This is a genomic window from Aliterella sp. E5.1 (assembly GCF_057473825.1).
On the sequence record NZ_JBYCCV010000007.1, the window covers coordinates 77,023 to 93,167 of the forward strand.

The window sequence follows — 16,145 nt, forward strand, 5'->3', positions numbered from 1 at the left end:
CAATAGCACAGTTGAAATCGGTAATTTTTCTCGTAGTATCTAAGATGAAGCAAAATAAATTAAGGATTTGTTTTGATTAGCGAATCGTTATTTTGCTTTAGAAAAACTTATTAATGCCGTGGGAAAGAGAGGAAATACGCAATGGCAACTTACAAAGTCACTTTAATCAGCGAAGCCGAAGGCTTAAATCAAACGATTGAAGTTGATGACGATACATACATTTTGGACGCTGCGGAAGAAGCTGGGCTTGACTTACCTTACTCCTGCCGTGCAGGTGCTTGCTCCACTTGCGCTGGTAAAATCAAGTCAGGTACTGTTGACCAATCCGATCAGTCCTTCTTGGATGACGATCAAATTGAAGCTGGCTATGTCTTGACTTGCGTAGCTTACCCAAGTTCTGACTGCACGATCGAAACTCATAAAGAAGAAGAACTTTACTAATTGATGCGATCGCCTTAATTTAGTAATCAAAGTTTTCGAGCAGGAACGTACTAATATATAGTTCCTGCTTTTTGTTGTGGGGATCAGGGCTTGACTTTCGCTTCCACTACCCGAATTTGTGTCCCCGGATAATAAAAGTTTAAAATCCGTTTGCTCGTCCAACCTAACGCCGCTAAACGATAAGATCCGGTTTGACTCAAACCTACTCCATGACCGAAACCACCGCCGACAAAGGCATAACCCCATAAAGGATTATTATCTTTTTTGACGGGTTCCAAATAAAATAAGGTGCTTCTCGGTGCTGAAAAGGCGCTGCGAACTTCGTCTTTAAGCAAATTAAATGTGCCAATATCCGTTTGCACTGATAGCTTCAAAATTCGACCCCCTGGCGATCGCTCCTTCACTTGCAAGCCTTGCAGTTTTTGGAAGCTAGCAAAGGGACTTCTATTTACTTCTAAATACTTCTGCAAATCTTTTGTCAATTGCTCTATACTGCTTTCTCTGCGCCAGCGAAAGGTTTTCCACCCGACTTCGTTAAAGCCGCGATTGATATTGATAAACTGCTGAAAGTTTTGCTCGTCTGCTAAGCTTTGACGCGCTAAGTTCCAGATACTCCCCGCCGCATCTACTACAGGCTTTAGATAGGGGCGATCTTCTCCATTCCAAACATCGCTAAACTTGGCAGTTACGCCTCCGGTAGTCGAGGAATACAAAGCGTCCACTAATTGATTTTGATAGGTAAGGACTTGTCCCTTGGTTGCCGAAATCGCGCGATCGCTATTTGGACTTGCGCCGCTTAGTCCCTTATAAACTTGACAGTGAATATCCGCCGATAGTTCGTAACCATCGATGGCAAAGCGGCGCAAATTTCGCAGCGCATAAGTCCGGGCAATAATTGTTTGCGCTTCTACGGCGTTGTAAGGTGCTTTAGCGCCGATTTCGTTGGGTACTACGCCGCGCAAATAACTTTCGAGCTTGACATCATTAATTAGCGTATAACTGCCGTAAGCGTTCGCTTGCAAGCGCAAGCGCCCAGGATAGGCGATCGCATCTGATTTGTTTTTGGCACTGCTAACTTGAATTAAGTTTTTACTTGCAGAAATATTTAACTTTTCTGGGCTGTAGCGCTTGCCATTGACAATCGCGCTAACTTTGGGCAACTGCTGCAAAACCATACTATCTAAATAGGCGGTTTTGCTACCTCTTGCTTGCAAGCTACCCACCAACAACCGCCGCAATAACGGCGTATTGTAAACATCTCTTTTTGCCCACACTTCCCATCGCTCTGGTTGCGCGACTTCTACCTCTATACCTGCTGCTTTCCACCTTTGGGCGCTTTCTTCTGCCGTTTCAAAGCTGCGAAATACTCCCAAAACTACCCGCTCTGCTAATTCTGGCTTGGGTAATGGTTGCATAGCAATTTCTAGCTTGATGCTATTTGTTTGCAGTGGTGTCGTCCCTGCGCCCAAATTTAAAGTTAAGCGATCGCCTGGCATGGATTCTAGCAGCAGTTGCTCTGTTGCTTGGTCGCCAAAACGCTGCACTATACCTACTTTTAGCTCTTGCTCAGGCAATGGTGCGATCGCGCCCTTGCCCGATGGTGCTGTCAACCCCAGTACGCAAAATGCTGTTATGGCGCTAAATACCAAATTCCGTTGCTGAAGATTCATATAAGTATTTTTTAAAGCGGATATATTTTTTTCCATCGATTAATTTCCTAACTATCTTAAGTTTTTCGACTAAATCTTGCCCAAAAGGTTGCAACTTAAAGTCATAATGAGTACGATATAGAAGGAGATAAAAAGTAGCATCACTATGATAAAGGTACAAGAGATTCTGCTACAGCAGATTTATAGACCTCTACCACGAGCCAACGACCAAACCAAAGTTGCTGCCTTAATGGAGTCAATTGCCGAAGTTGGGCAACTTGAACCAATCGATGTATTAGAAGTAGATGGACAATACTACGGCTTTTCTGGTTGTCATCGCTACGAAGCTTGTCAGAGGTTGGGTAAAGAAACAATTTTAGCTAGAGTTCGTAAAGCCCCCCGCGCCGTTCTAAAAATGCACTTAGCATAGTGAAGTAATCCTCGCTCGACTAAGTAATTTACAATCAGCTTGTTTTAGGCAATCATTATAGGCATAAAACAGCGAACTACGTTTATTTTTAACCTAAATTGGGATAATTTATGCAAGCACAAGGTTTTACTTTTCCAGTCAATATCGGTATAGATGACGAAAACCGTAAGCTCATTGCTGAAGGGTTGTCGCGAATGCTTGCTGATACTTATTCGCTGTACCTCAAAACTCATAACTTTCATTGGAATGTTACGGGACCCATGTTTCAAACCTTGCATTTGATGTTTGAAACTCAATACACAGAACTAGCTTTAGCTGTAGACTTAATTGCGGAAAGAATCAGAGCGCTCGGCTATCCAGCGCCAGGAACTTACAGCGATTATGCCAAACTAAGTTCTATAGCCGAAACTCCTGGAGTTCCCAAAGCCAAAGAAATGATCCGCTTGTTGGTAGAAGGTCAAGAAGCTGTAGTTAGAACAGCTAGGTCTATATTTCCTGTAGTAGAGCAGGTAAACGACGAACCTACCGCCGACTTATTGACTCAACGGATGCAGGTTCATGAAAAAAATGCTTGGATGCTGAGAAGCTTGTTAGAAGCAGAATAATTGCTAGGCGATAGTAATGTCTCAGTCATCAGAGCCAAGTTATACCCACTCGTTGCAAGTATTAATGCAACGAGTGGGTATTGTCAGCTTTAAAGCTTTAGCTAGTAGGGCGGGAGTTTCCCAAAGGCAAATAATGCGGTTGCGACGTGGAGAATTAGCGCAAATGCGCTTAGATACCGTACTCAAACTTGCTCAAATATTGCAAATACCTGTAGATACCGCGATCGCAACCTTTTCCAGCCTTGGAACAGCGCCACCACAGCCAGAACAGAAAACTATTGAGACTTTAAAGCAAGAGTACCAAAGGCTGCAAAGCCAATTGCAAGAACAGAGACAAACGTTGCTTCAAGAGTTTCAACTATCAAGCTTGCAAGTTTTGGAATCTTGTTTACTCCAATTGCCTACCTTCGCACGCAAAGCCCAAGAAAACCCCGAAATCAGCGCCACAAAACTACTACCGTTAATGCGCCCGTTACAGCAGTTATTGCAACAATGGGGAGTAGAACAAATCGCCCCAGTTGGGGAAACACTACCTTATAACCCGCAACTGCACCAGCTTTTAGAAGGAAATGCTCAAATAGGAGACTTAGTTATCATTCGCTATGTTGGTTATATCCAAGGCGACAAATTGCTATACCGCGCCAAAGTCAGCCTCACTAAATGATACGATCAGCCCTTTGGCTGATGTTCTTTTATGTATAGATTTGTTCCACTAAGTATTGAAGCAAAATGTAAAACAAATCATGCGTAAAATTAACATCGGTTTATCTGAAGAACAAAGATCTGGTGTAAGCGAATTATTAAATAGCGACTTAGCCAACGCTTATTTAGTATTAATTAAAACTAAAAAATTCCATTGGGATGTAGTCGGTCCTCAATTCCGTTCTTTGCACCAACTGTGGGAAGAACACTACCAAGCCCTAACAGTCAATATAGATGCTCTAGCTGAGCGCGTCCGTACTTTAGGCTTTTTCCCTGTAGGAACAGCCCAAGGATTTCTTGAGTACGCCTCGATCAAAGAGCAATCAGACAATATTCCTCTAGCTACAGAGATGGTATCGCAGCTAGTAGACGACCACGAAGAAATTATCCGCAACCTCCGCGAACACGTGGAGCAATCTTCCGAAAAATTTGGCGATGAAGGTACAGCAGACTTCCTCACTGGTTTGATGGAACAACATGAAGAAATGGCTTGGATGCTACGTTCGTTCATTGAAGGCGAGAGTCTAGCATCTGATGGTAGCAAGCCTAATGCAAACAAAATTCCTGTAGAAGCACACTCTAACTAGAGGGCGACATATAGATTGGCTTGCCCAATAATTTGTGGACTATGCTTTTGCCTCAGTACGTAATAAAGCATGAGTAAAAGCATTACCAAAATTTCTTACGTAAGCTGACAAATAAAAAAGGAGGAGAACAAAATTCTTCTCCTTTTTTTTTGTAAAAATAAACTTGATTTGTTACACGGGTATGTCAGAAGCTGAGGCTTGACCCTGGCTCATTTCTCACTAACTGATAGACAGTTTAAAGTATAAATTATATATCCTGTGTGAATAACAAATTAGGTAGTCAAATTGTTAGAGACTCCTACCAAAAATTGATTCATGCAAGAGGTTTATCCTGAGAGCGAAAATAATATATACATATGATATTTTGTGCCAAAACAATGTATATACTTTGACCTAGTTTCCCAATTAGTAAATTAGGTTTCGTTATATGACCAATATGCCGGAGTATTACAGAACCTCAGACTCTTATGCAGAGATGCTGCGGAGCCAAAATGTAAATGTCTTTCTACCGTATATCAATTTATTTAAACAGTTTGCCAACCCTGATAGTCCTGTAATTGATATCGGCTGTGGAGTTGGTACTAGCACGCTGTTGTTAAGACAGGCTGGATTCGATGCGATGGGAACTGATGTTTCTGAGAAATTCTTACCTGCTACAAAAGATAAATTTTGCGTTGTAGATTTTCAAAATGCTGTAGATATTCCTAGCGATACCTACTCTGCTGTTGGGACAATGAATGTGATTGAACACGTAGAAAACCCGCGCAACTTTCTCTCTGAAATAGTCCGTGTTGTCAAGCCGGGAGGAACTATTATCTTGATGGCTCCTAATCTAACTTCGCCGCTCGTGCCAGTAGGAATTATCAGAGATTTGCTGAAAAAACGTACTCCCTATTTGGGCATTACCAGTTTTGCCGAAGCATCCGCTTTGGTAGGAATTAATATCTGGCGATCTTTACGTGCAGAACTGGGTGGAAACGCTTTTGAAATGCGTCAGCCTATTTTACGTGGAATTGTTGGCTACGATGCAGACGCAGTTTACTGGACAAATGCTAAGGAAATTCGCCGCTTTTTAGAGTCCAAAAACTGTAAAATTCTTGTGTTTCAAAAGCAAGGAAACTCTGTTGCATCTAGGTTGATAGCAAACCTACTGCCTGGGTTTGCTGGGAAAGTATGTATTGTGGCACAAAAAAACTAGCTTACAACTTGTGTAATAAATAAAAAAATTGCTCTTTTAAACCAAATAAGCAATCAACAAATATTATAATTAGGATAAAAATAAAGCCTGAATAGCAAGCAGAGTCATGTTCCTATTCACAGCTAAATTAGATTTTCTTTTTACTTCAAAAGCTTGTCGTTAAAGATGGTTGATAACGACAAGCTTTTTTAGTTTGGTATTTCAGATAAATTTTTGTTGCTGACATCTAGCAGCCTACTAATAGGCTAAGTCTAATTTAGGGCTGTACCAGGGCGATCGCTATTGTTGCGGTTAGAATAATTGCGATCATCAATAGAGTTTTCAAGACCATCAAGACCTACTTCGGCGGCGGTGCGATTGAGCATTGATTGCTGACGATTCTTAACAATGTGGTGGTGACGCATCATCAAAGCACGAGCTTGTTCTTGAGTAGACATAATTGGGTTCCTTTGTTCTAGGGAAGTTTTTTAACTTTTTGCTTATCTATTTACTATAACAAATAAATTCTGTAGCATAAACTACAAAACGTAAAATTTAATAAAACTTTACAATAAGCTGAGAATCCTGGAGAAGCCAGCAATTAGATAAACAAAGGATTTAACCTTATATATAGCGGGCAAAAGTTTGGTGTCCGCCGAATACCTATTAATAAAAGTATTAGACGAACCATGTTTGATGCACTAGCTGACCGTTTAGAATCTGCTTGGAAAAAGTTACGAGGTCAAGACAAAATTACCTCCGCAAATATTCAAGAGGCGCTGAAGGAAGTTCGCCGCGCTCTCTTGGAAGCAGACGTTAATTTGCAAGTAGTAAAAGATTTTATTGCTGGGGTAGAAACCAAAGCCCAGGGAGCAGAAGTTGTATCGGGGGTTAGACCCGATCAGCAGTTTATTAAAATTGTCTACGACGAACTGCTGGAAGTAATGGGAGAAACCAACGTTCCATTAGCACAAGCCGATACAGCTCAAACAATTGTATTAATGGCTGGGTTGCAAGGAACAGGAAAAACTACCGCTACCGCAAAGTTGGCGCTCCACCTAAAAAAAATTAATCGTAGCTGTTTATTAGTAGCAACAGATATCTACCGCCCCGCCGCTATCGACCAATTGGTAACTTTGGGTAAGCAAATTCAAATACCTGTTTTTGAGATGGGTAGCGACGCTGACCCCGTAGAAATTGCCAAACGCGGTGTAGAAGCAGCCTTAGCTCAAGGGGTTGACACCGTAATCATCGATACGGCGGGGCGCTTGCAAATTGACGTAGATATGATGGGAGAATTAGCGCGGATTAAAGCAGCCGTGCAACCCCAAGAAACGTTGCTGGTCGTCGATGCGATGACGGGACAAGAAGCGGCAAATCTGACGCGCACCTTTCACGAGCAAATCGGGATTACTGGGGCAATTTTAACCAAATTAGACGGCGATAGTCGAGGTGGGGCGGCGCTTTCGGTGCGGCAAATCTCCGGTCAGCCGATTAAATTTGTGGGGGTAGGGGAGAAAGTAGAAGCGCTGCAACCATTTTATCCCGATCGCATGGCTTCGCGAATTTTGGGCATGGGAGATGTGCTAACCCTGGTAGAAAAAGCCCAGGAAGAAATCGATCTTGCTGATGCGGAGCAAATGCAGGAGAAAATTTTAGCGGCAAAGTTCGACTTTACCGACTTTCTCAAGCAAATGCGGTTGTTGAAAAATATGGGTTCGCTGGGGGGCATTATGAAAATGATTCCCGGTATGAATAAGCTTAATTCCGACCAGTTAAAGCAGGGCGAAACCCAGCTAAAACGCTGCGAAGCCATGATTAAATCAATGACAAACAAGGAGCGCAAAGACCCGGATATCTTGGCTAGTTCACCTAGTCGGCGGCGGCGAATTGCTGGCGGGTCAGGTTACAAAGAAAGCGATGTAGCTAAATTGGTCAGCGATTTTCAAAAAATGCGGGCAATGATGCAGCAAATGACTCAAGGCGGCTTTCCTGGAATGCCAGGAATGTTTGGCGGAATGGGAAACCCCGCCGCAGTGGGCAATCGTCCGGCGCAACAAGGTTGGCGCGGCTACAACGATCCTGGTGGCAAAAAGAAGAAGAAGGAAAAGAAGAAAAAAGGCTTCGGTACTTTGTAGGGTAGGATTGGGCGATCGCTCTTTGTAATGCGATCGCCCCGCTAAAATAAACTTACACTCACTATCTGAGGATGCGAATCGTGACAGGAATCATCCAACCGCCAATTACTTTACCTGACCATACGCAACTACCAGAATCTGACGGTACATTTGTGAAGAACTTTCAAGAACATCCTCAAAGTGTATTGCTGACAGATTCGATTGAGCCAATATTGCAACAAATTCATCCTGACAATCAATATTGTATCGGTCAAGATAGCGGGATCTATTGGCGCTTGACTGAACCATTAGAAAGAGGTGCAGAAGCCCCAGACTGGTTTTATGTACCTCATGTACCCCCAACGCTTAACGGTAAATTGCGGCGTTCTTATGTATTGTGGCAGGAGTATGTTGCACCATTGATTGTTTTAGAGTTTGTCAGTGGTAATGGTGCAGCAGAACGCGATCACACGCCAGTAACTGGCAAGTTTTGGGTATACGAGCAAGGAATTAGAGTGCCATTTTATGGCATTTATGAAGCCGAAAAAGCTGCGGTAGAAGTTTATCATTTAGTAGAAAATTCCTACCAACCCTTAGCAGCAAACGATCGCGGACATTACTTTATCCCGCAGCTAGGAGTAGAATTAGGTATCTGGCAAGGGCGTTATTACAACACCGAATTACCTTGGCTGCGGTGGTGGGATGCTCAAGGCAATTTATTATTAACTGGTGGAGAACGGGCAGAAATAGAGACAGAACGGGCAAATGCTGAAGCACAAAGAGCAAATGCTGAATCTCAAAAAGCGGAAAAACTAGCCGCGCAATTAAGAGCTTTGGGAATCGAACCAGAAGTATAAATAATTAGTCTTGTTGACTTGCAAACTGACGTGCGCCTAAAACCGAAAGCGCGATCGCACTTACTAGCAAGATAGGGATGCTATACCAGGGAAACTGAGACACGGGTAAGTAAGCCGCCGCCCGCAGTCCAATTGCTGTATAAGTTAGCGGCAATAAATACACTATGGCTTTTAAAGCCACAGGTAGAGTTGCCGGATCGAAAAATGTTGCCCCCAAAAACGACATCGGGACAATCACAAAGTTGTTGTACAAACCCACACTTTCAAGGGATTGCACGTTCAACCCCACTATTACCCCTAAAGCTGAAAATACTGCGCAATTTAGCACCAATATCAGTAAAAATAACGGGTTAACAAAGCTCCAGACTTTGCCTGTAAATAGTACCGCCACTAAAATTACGGAACCCGATGTCATTAAGCCTCTCACAATTCCTGCCAGCATTTTGCCTACTTGCAAAGCTAGTGGATGAATGGGGACTAAAAGCAATTCTTCAAAACTTTTAGTAAATAAGCGATCGCCACAAATCGAGAATGTTGTCCCGCCAAAACTAATTGTCATCGAAGACAACGCCACCATTCCCGGCAAAATAAATTCTAAATAGCTATCCCCCACCGCAGGTTTGGGCAAAGAACTACCCAAACCCAAACCAAAAGCCAAAATGTAGATCAGGGGAGAAATTAACCCTGAAGCTGCAACTTGAGTAATTCGGACGCGCAAGTCTAACCAATCGCCCCAAAATATAGTCAGACTATCAGCAAGCAGCGTTCGCCATTGGGAAGAATTGGTAGTTTTGTTTGGAGAAGGCGATCGCATTTATTTTAGGGAATAGTTTACTTGACTACATAATAGCCATTGCTGCCACTACATCACGTAATAATAAAGTCATACTAAAAAAGGAGAGTCCTTAAACCTTCTCCATAAAACTAGATGAAATTGATTAAGTAAAGATGAGACGTAAATCTGGTAAGGCTACGGTGACAGACAAAAAACCTTTCGCATTTCTACCTGCAAACTTTAACTACACCACTATTGCAATTTTGGCTGCGGTATTAATTTTGGGAATCGGCATTGGTACAGTTTTTACCTCTGATACTGGAGCCACACCAAATAATGTTAGTTCTAGTATCCAGATCGATCAAGCGGCTCCCAACCCTGAGGTATGTATCAATTACGGTGCTAGTGCGATGGTGATGGATGCGCGTTTCTTTGTCACCCTAAAACCTTTTAAAGTTTATGTGTCCCAACCGACTATGCGCCCCGGTTGCGTACTGCGCCAAGCTAACTGGGCAGTTTTAGAGCGACGTAACTTGGTAACGGGAGATCAGATGCGCGATTGTCGGCAAAAGTTAAATACTTTTGGTTATACGGGGGATTTGGGTAGTTCTCCCGCCATTAGCTGTATTTATCAAAGCGAAGACGCGCAGAACTTCTTTATCAATCAACCAGGAGCAGTTAACGCGCCCACCAATACCGAACAATTCTAGTGGCTAGGCGACGATGATTTGGCTGGGTTTGGTGATGCTTCTTTTTGAGTAGTAAAGGGGGTTTTTGCCGATTCACCATTAACCGCAATTTCCCCTGCTAAATTTTCGCCATCAATTCGACTGGTAATTGCGATCGCACTTTCTCCTGATTCTTGGGGAAATCCGCACAAAACAGATTTAGCAACTTTACCCGTTAGAGTTAGCTGTTGCTCTTTGAATAAACCTGTCAGCGTTGGTTTTTCTGCGGCGGATATTGAATTTTGCACGTTTTTTGCTGCTGGCTTTAATACTGCTGCATTTATATAAGTACCCGACTGGTCTAGTTGCAAGATTAGAGGCGCTATTTGAGGACAACCAGGCAATTTATTGGTCAAGGAGAGCCGATAGCTACCGCCAATCGTTTTTGATGCTTTGAGGTTGTTTTCTCCATAAGTTGTAACGACATTGAATAATAGCAGTACCGAACCAATCGCTACAGCGTAGAAGGTCAAAGATTTAATATTAAAGTGATTACCCATCATCAAACTCCCGATTTATCTTTACCACTGCTGGGCGCAACTACTGAAGCTAGATGAGATGTAACTTGGCTGTAACGACGAGTTATAAGTAACGAAGATTTGCATTGAATCGCTAATTCGTCGGTATATCGCCCCAAGGTTTGCCGTTCAATTCCCCAAGCGCGGCTAGTTCCGGCAATGGTCAAATCGACGTGGGCAGAGGCTTCCACGGCTATTTGGATAGGTTCGGCAGCTTGTTGGACTTGAATATCAATGCGATCGCGTACTTTACGAGTCAAGTTCTGCATTACAGCGCTCAATTCGTAGCTCAATTCGCTATTAGTTTGCCCTGACTGCACTACCCGCAAAATTGATAATGTCCGGTTTTCGGAACTAACGAGCATTCGCAGCGCAAGTTCTAGCGCCAAATCGTCGTGAATATTGCCTGAATAAGCTACCAATAATTTTTCTGTAGCTTCTTGTCCGCGATCGATATAAACGCCCACATCCACCGGAACCATGCTCAGAATTTGACCAACACGTCCGCCTAAACGATTGGTACTAAAAGCTGGACGATGCCAACCTACTAGCATCAAATCCATTTTATGTTGATTAGCAATTTCTGCGGTGGAGCGGGCGACATCATTAGTAACGCGGACTATGGGCTGCACAAGAAATCGTATAGATTCTGGTTCTAAAGTTGCTACCAGTTGGTCTAGCTGCTGACGGCGTATAGTCATCAACCTGTCTGCTTCGGCGGGCATACTTTGAAAAGCATAATCTTCTTCAAGTTCCACTAGGCTCAGGGGATGAACTACAGCGCTTTGGGAACTATTGAGTGCGATCGCTGTGGCTAATTGAATTAGGCGTTTTTGGGTATCTACATTAGCTACAGGGACGAGAACGCGATAAGCAACTTCTACTTGTAGCCCTTCTCCTACTTCAGTTTCTGGCTCGATTGTATCTAATTTAATTAGTCGTTTGGGATAAGTCCACTCTAATAAAGGCGAGGTCATAAATGTAGTAACTAGCGCCATAATTACCAACATCGTAAATAAAATCGGCGATATCACACCCAAGCTCAAGCCAATATTTAGGACGATAAGTTCGGTCAACCCGCGTGTATTCATCAACCACCCAAGGGCTGAAGCTTCGCGCTTGTCAATTCCGCTTACTCGCGCCGAGATATAAGTACCAAAATACTTGCCACTAATTGCGACAGCTACTACTGCCGCGCAAAGCAGCCACAACTGGGGACGATTGAGCAAACCGATTTGCGTCCGCAAACCACTATAGGCAAAAAATATCGGCAACAGAAAAATTAATACAAAGTCTTCAGTTTTTTCCGCTATTTCTCTTACTAAGCCTTCATCTTTAGGCATAACTGCGCCTAACAAAAATGCTCCAAAGATAAAGTGAATGCCAATTAGATCGGTAATTAGCGCACTCGCAACTACGCCTGCATAAATCCCTGCTAAAAGTAACTGATTAAGCTGACCCACACGCTGGTAATACCTAGCAACGCGCTTTAAAAACCAACGCCCTGCCGTGACCATCAAGCCAATATAAATCAACGAATAGATGATTGTGGGGATGGCTCCATTAATTGTCCCCGTCCGCGCTACAGCGATTGCTAAGGCGAGTACGCACCACGCAGTTACATCATCTACTGCCGCGCAAGTCAATGCCAAAGTTCCTAGGCGCGTACCTTGTAAGTTGTTTTCGGTAATAATCCTTGCCAGTACCGGAAAAGCCGTAATTGACATCGCCGCCCCCAAAAACAAGGCAAAGACAGTAAACGATACACTGCCATTAGAAAGCTGAGGATACAGTAATACCGCCAGCAAAGTTCCGAGGGAAAAAGGGGCTAAAATACTGACGTGGGATACTAAAATTGCTATTTCAAGCTGACCGCTTAGGTATTTGGGATTTAGCTCCAGCCCAATCAGAAACATAAAAAATATTAGCCCAATTTGAGATAGGACAAATAGATAAGGAATTGCTTCTGAAGGAAATAAAGTTGTAGCTAAATTAGGAGCAACTAAGCCCAATAAAGAGGGACCTAGCATAATCCCCGCAATAATTTCACCAATTACTAACGGCTGCTTGATTGCTCGACATCCTAGCCCCACTAGCCGCGAAAGTCCTATTACAATCAGCACCTCAACTAGAACAATAGCAACTGCGTTCATAGCTTCCTCAAATGGAGAATCGGATGTGTCCTCTGATGATTCTGCAAATAGCTTCAATCTGTCAAGGTAGTTGCGGGTTTTGGGGAGAAAAACTTAGTAATTTAAACCTAAATGTCCTAATTTTTAGGTTTAAACCTTTCACATCAACCATTAACAAGCTCTCAGCCTTGGAGACAATCAAAATATGCAAATAACGTTATATATCTAATTCTTCAAATCATTGCCGAGCAATTCCAGACATAGCTCTAACTGCCCCATCTCAAGCGACGCTGACATGAGAAGTCCTTTGATAGCTAAGTTTTGCAACTTAGCTATCAAGTGGAAAATTATTTATTTGCTATCGGCGTGCTTGGCTTGTTAGGCAAGAAGAAACTACTAGAAACCGCTCGCTAGACGGAGATAGTTGTTGTAGATATAACAGAAAGCCCGATTGAACGTTCCCAAACAAGAAGCCAGGGGTCAACTTTAGCTTAATTGGACGAGCGGTTGAATCGAGAACGATTTGCCAATTGCGTTTCATCAACCCTTACTACCAACTAACAACCAGATTAATCTCAGGCACTTTTAATTTGGGAGAGAGCAATACTGGATTTCGTTAAAGCTGGTACAATTTGTTCGCCCGCCATCCTTGCCCCTGATAAGTTTCGTGCTACGGGTCCTACCTGTAATCCAGCTAAGCCACCCATCACAAACAACTCGCAACCCCGCCAGCGCAAATACGCATCTAATACTGGTAAACCATTTACTACCGATAGGGGATAGGCATCTAAAATTTCTTTGAGTAAAGGTTGTTCCATGATATTCAACCTTGTGCCAGTGGCTAGCCAAATGCGATCGCACTCATACTCAGTTCCATCATTGCAGTAAACCCGCCAACTATTGGCTTGCCAAATAGCCTTAACTACTTGACACTGTTGATAAATATTCAGTTGGTTACTCTGCATCAAACGGCGCAATTGAGTCATCATTGCTGGGGTCATAGAACCTCCATCGCGGGCTTGTTGAATTAACTCCCACCTTTTCTCCCAGTCACTTTGCGCCCAAAAGCCTTTGAGATACTTCGGACCTAGCCAACCAGGTTCGGCATCAAACAGTTTTTCTTGCAGTTGTCTTCTGACTATCAACTGAACTTTAGCTCCACAATTGGTCGCACCTACCACTAAATGTCCGCTAGTTAGACCACCTCCAACGATCAATACTCGTTCTCCAGCTAAATGCAAACCTCGTAAGTCAACTTGCTGGGAATGCAGAAGTCGCTCTTGGGGATAATTACACTCGATTTGACTCACCCAATCAGGTAGTTGAGGGATGCTACTACCACCAGCAAAAACAACTCGTCGGGCAATTACTGACTGCCCTGATAGTAACCAAAGGCGAAAACGGCGACGGAATTTATCAAATAATGGCTCAATCCGAACCACCTTTGCTTTGACAACTCGCTCCTGCAATTCAAAACGGCGAATCACATCATTGCAAAACTCTTGAAATAGCCCAGTTCCAGGTAGATCGTAAGGCGGGAATAACTCATTGGGACGCAACTCGGCAAATTTTCTCAAGGCGTAGGGGTTTGGATCGGGATGGTGAACTGCGGGCGATCGCAAATGGGGAATCTCTAACGCCGCAAATTGGTGCTGCCATTGATGCAGCCAAGTACCACTTTCTTCAAATACTAGGAGATTCGCCGAGGAGCGCTTCTTTAACAGGTGCGTTACTAAAGTCAGAGCATGGGGTCCCGCGCCAATAATTGCAATGTCAGTTTGATTGGGGATGGATACTGATAGGACTGACATACTAAGTTATACTATCTTAAAAATGATTATCATTATCATAATATGACTCGCTCAGTTATCACTGTTGTAGCTGGTCCTCCAGGAGTAGGAAAAACTACCTGGATTCGACAGCAAATAGCGCAGTCCCCCAAGCTGGGGCTGTATTTTAGTCCAGCAACGAATATACCCATTGACCAAACACGCTTGGCAATTGAAGTACCAGAAGTCAAAATCCTTTTTGATAGTCACCAGTTTCAACTGTTGGCACTCAACGATGAAATACCTGCCTATATTGAACTAGGTTTTCACCTAGATTTAGTAGCGATAGGAGAACTGTTAGATCCTCTTTCCTATCATTGTGTGGCAATCGTACCACCAGTTCCTAAAGATTCACAGTGGCATCAATGGGCAGATCAGTTGGTGGTAGGAGTACCGAGTTTTGTGGCATTCACTGCACCTGTGATGTGGCGATCGCAGTTGACGGGTCAAGTTATTGATACTGATAGCCTGGAGGTTTTTTGGTACGAACTGACGCAAGGTGCTTATGGTGCTGTAAAAAGAGCCAAGGGAATTTTTGATGTTGCCGATGGGCGACTTCTCTACGCAGATTTTGTAGATGGATTAGCACAAAGCAATTTTGAACAATTAAACGTGTCTCGCCATTTAGAAGGACAACCCCAGCGCTTTAGTGGCGTTGAAGTTGTGGGTGAAAACTTAGATGAAAGTGCGATCGCTCAGACTTTGAAAGATTGCTGCTTATCTGAAGCGGCAATCCGACACTATCAACAACAAATTAAACAAGAATTAGAAGAAGCCAATCTATGAAAATCGCTGTAATCTCTTGCATTCATGGCAACTCTGAAGCAATGGAAGCTGTATTACTAGATATCGACCAACAAAAAGCTGAAAATATCTTTTGTTTAGGTGATTTAGTCGGTTATGGTCCTGATCCAAATGCCGTTGTAAAACAAATTCGCTCCCTAGACATTCCCACCTGTCAAGGATGTTGGGATGAAGATATAGTCGAAGGAGTTAACGCCTGTGAATGCCATCATCCCTCGCTATTAGCCGAAAGGCGCAGCGAAGTTGCTCATAAATGGACAAATGAGCAAGTTAACCCAGAAACACGAGCATATCTTGCGCAACTTCCTTTGATCTTACGCCAAGATAACTTGTGTTTTGTTCACGGTAGTCCTGACAGTAATCACGAGTATTTGCTGCCAGAAATCAACGCCTTCACCGCATTAGAACGAGTAATTAGCAGCAATGCAGATGTGTTATTTTGCGGACATACTCATGTTCCTTACGTCCGCACCCTAGATAGTACCAAGATTCAAGTTAAAGTAAGCAGTACCGATTGCAGCGTATCTGAAAAAACTTTCACCTCACCTCTCAAACGAATTGTCAACGTTGGGAGTGTAGGAGAACCACGCCACGGTAGACCAAATGCTACTTACGTCATTTACAACACCGATACTGGGCAAGTCACCCTGCGAGAAGTACCCTACGACTATCAAAAAACTTGCGCCGCCATTATTGAAAAAGCATTGCCGCCAATATTTGCGTGGCGTTTAGCCAAAGGATTAGAATACGCCGAACGCGCTGAAGATCCTACTCACGTTTGCGCCCGCTGATTT

17 protein-coding genes are annotated in these 16,145 nt (G+C 43.3%); 11 read left to right on the plus strand and 6 right to left on the minus strand.

Annotated features, from left to right (window positions below; all coding sequences use genetic code 11):
- The first annotated feature begins 141 nt into the window (after positions 1–141).
- Positions 142–441, plus strand: coding sequence for a ferredoxin (locus AC2VE5_RS04690; protein WP_009633314.1), 300 nt, complete (start codon positions 142–144; stop codon positions 439–441).
- A gap of 83 nt (positions 442–524) precedes the next feature.
- Here AC2VE5_RS04690 and AC2VE5_RS04695 read toward each other — a convergent pair whose 3' ends face one another.
- Complete coding sequence (locus AC2VE5_RS04695; RefSeq protein ID WP_486886650.1) at positions 525–2,111, minus strand: SpoIID/LytB domain-containing protein; 1,587 nt, start codon at positions 2,109–2,111, stop codon at positions 525–527.
- A 145-nt stretch (positions 2,112–2,256) separates the two neighbouring features.
- Here AC2VE5_RS04695 and AC2VE5_RS04700 point away from each other — a divergent pair, with 145 nt between their 5' ends.
- The 5 genes from AC2VE5_RS04700 (at position 2,257) to AC2VE5_RS04720 (ending at position 5,612) form a co-directional block, all read left to right on the plus strand.
- Positions 2,257–2,520 (plus strand): ParB N-terminal domain-containing protein, encoded by a 264-nt coding sequence (locus AC2VE5_RS04700; protein ID WP_486886617.1) that lies wholly within the window; start codon positions 2,257–2,259, stop codon positions 2,518–2,520.
- A 110-nt stretch (positions 2,521–2,630) separates the two neighbouring features.
- Complete coding sequence (locus tag AC2VE5_RS04705; RefSeq protein ID WP_486886618.1) at positions 2,631–3,125, plus strand: Dps family protein; 495 nt, start codon at positions 2,631–2,633, stop codon at positions 3,123–3,125.
- Positions 3,126–3,141: 16 nt separating this feature from the next.
- Positions 3,142–3,789 carry a helix-turn-helix domain-containing protein gene (locus AC2VE5_RS04710; RefSeq protein WP_486886619.1) on the plus strand — a complete coding sequence of 216 codons (648 nt, stop codon included), beginning with the start codon at positions 3,142–3,144 and terminating at the stop codon, positions 3,787–3,789.
- Between the two features lie 79 nt (positions 3,790–3,868).
- Entirely contained in the window at positions 3,869–4,414 is a 546-nt protein-coding gene (locus AC2VE5_RS04715; protein ID WP_486886620.1) for a Dps family protein, read from the plus strand.
- 427 nt (positions 4,415–4,841) lie between these two features.
- Entirely contained in the window at positions 4,842–5,612 is a 771-nt protein-coding gene (locus tag AC2VE5_RS04720) for a class I SAM-dependent methyltransferase (protein WP_486886621.1), read from the plus strand.
- Positions 5,613–5,863: 251 nt separating this feature from the next.
- On the opposite strand, the gene gifA is transcribed toward AC2VE5_RS04720, so the two are convergent.
- A complete protein-coding gene (gene gifA / locus AC2VE5_RS04725; protein ID WP_486886622.1) occupies positions 5,864–6,049 on the minus strand; it encodes a glutamine synthetase inactivation factor IF7A in 186 nt (61 codons plus the stop codon).
- A gap of 231 nt (positions 6,050–6,280) precedes the next feature.
- Between gifA and ffh the strand changes: the two genes are divergently transcribed.
- Entirely contained in the window at positions 6,281–7,729 is a 1,449-nt protein-coding gene (gene ffh, locus AC2VE5_RS04730) for a signal recognition particle protein (protein WP_486886623.1), read from the plus strand.
- A 71-nt stretch (positions 7,730–7,800) separates the two neighbouring features.
- Complete coding sequence (locus AC2VE5_RS04735) at positions 7,801–8,565, plus strand: Uma2 family endonuclease (RefSeq protein WP_486886624.1); 765 nt, start codon at positions 7,801–7,803, stop codon at positions 8,563–8,565.
- Between the two features lie 4 nt (positions 8,566–8,569).
- Here AC2VE5_RS04735 and AC2VE5_RS04740 read toward each other — a convergent pair whose 3' ends face one another.
- Complete coding sequence (locus AC2VE5_RS04740) at positions 8,570–9,379, minus strand: ABC transporter permease (RefSeq protein ID WP_486886625.1); 810 nt, start codon at positions 9,377–9,379, stop codon at positions 8,570–8,572.
- Positions 9,380–9,513: 134 nt separating this feature from the next.
- On the opposite strand from AC2VE5_RS04740, the gene AC2VE5_RS04745 reads away from it, so the two are divergent.
- On the plus strand, positions 9,514–10,050 hold the full coding sequence (locus tag AC2VE5_RS04745; RefSeq protein WP_486886626.1) for a DUF3172 domain-containing protein: 537 nt from the start codon (positions 9,514–9,516) through the stop codon (positions 10,048–10,050).
- On the opposite strand, the gene AC2VE5_RS04750 is transcribed toward AC2VE5_RS04745, so the two are convergent.
- From AC2VE5_RS04750 to AC2VE5_RS04760, 3 genes are all read right to left on the minus strand, one after another.
- Positions 10,047–10,571 (minus strand): hypothetical protein, encoded by a 525-nt coding sequence (locus AC2VE5_RS04750; RefSeq protein ID WP_486886627.1) that lies wholly within the window; start codon positions 10,569–10,571, stop codon positions 10,047–10,049. The genes AC2VE5_RS04745 and AC2VE5_RS04750 overlap by 4 nt on opposite strands.
- The gene (locus AC2VE5_RS04755; RefSeq protein ID WP_486886628.1) at positions 10,571–12,739 is read right to left on the minus strand and encodes a cation:proton antiporter; all 2,169 of its coding nucleotides are present in this window, start codon (positions 12,737–12,739) and stop codon (positions 10,571–10,573) included. Before AC2VE5_RS04755 ends, AC2VE5_RS04750 begins: the two co-directional genes overlap by 1 nt.
- Before the next feature lie 554 nt (positions 12,740–13,293).
- Positions 13,294–14,529 (minus strand): FAD-dependent oxidoreductase, encoded by a 1,236-nt coding sequence (locus AC2VE5_RS04760; protein WP_486886629.1) that lies wholly within the window; start codon positions 14,527–14,529, stop codon positions 13,294–13,296.
- A 42-nt stretch (positions 14,530–14,571) separates the two neighbouring features.
- Between AC2VE5_RS04760 and AC2VE5_RS04765 the strand changes: the two genes are divergently transcribed.
- Both AC2VE5_RS04765 and AC2VE5_RS04770 read left to right on the plus strand, forming a co-directional pair.
- Positions 14,572–15,333 carry a CobW family GTP-binding protein gene (locus tag AC2VE5_RS04765; protein ID WP_486886630.1) on the plus strand — a complete coding sequence of 254 codons (762 nt, stop codon included), beginning with the start codon at positions 14,572–14,574 and terminating at the stop codon, positions 15,331–15,333.
- Positions 15,330–16,142 (plus strand): metallophosphoesterase family protein, encoded by an 813-nt coding sequence (locus AC2VE5_RS04770; RefSeq protein ID WP_486886631.1) that lies wholly within the window; start codon positions 15,330–15,332, stop codon positions 16,140–16,142. The genes AC2VE5_RS04765 and AC2VE5_RS04770 overlap by 4 nt, the downstream gene beginning before the upstream one ends.
- Positions 16,143–16,145 lie beyond the last annotated feature (3 nt).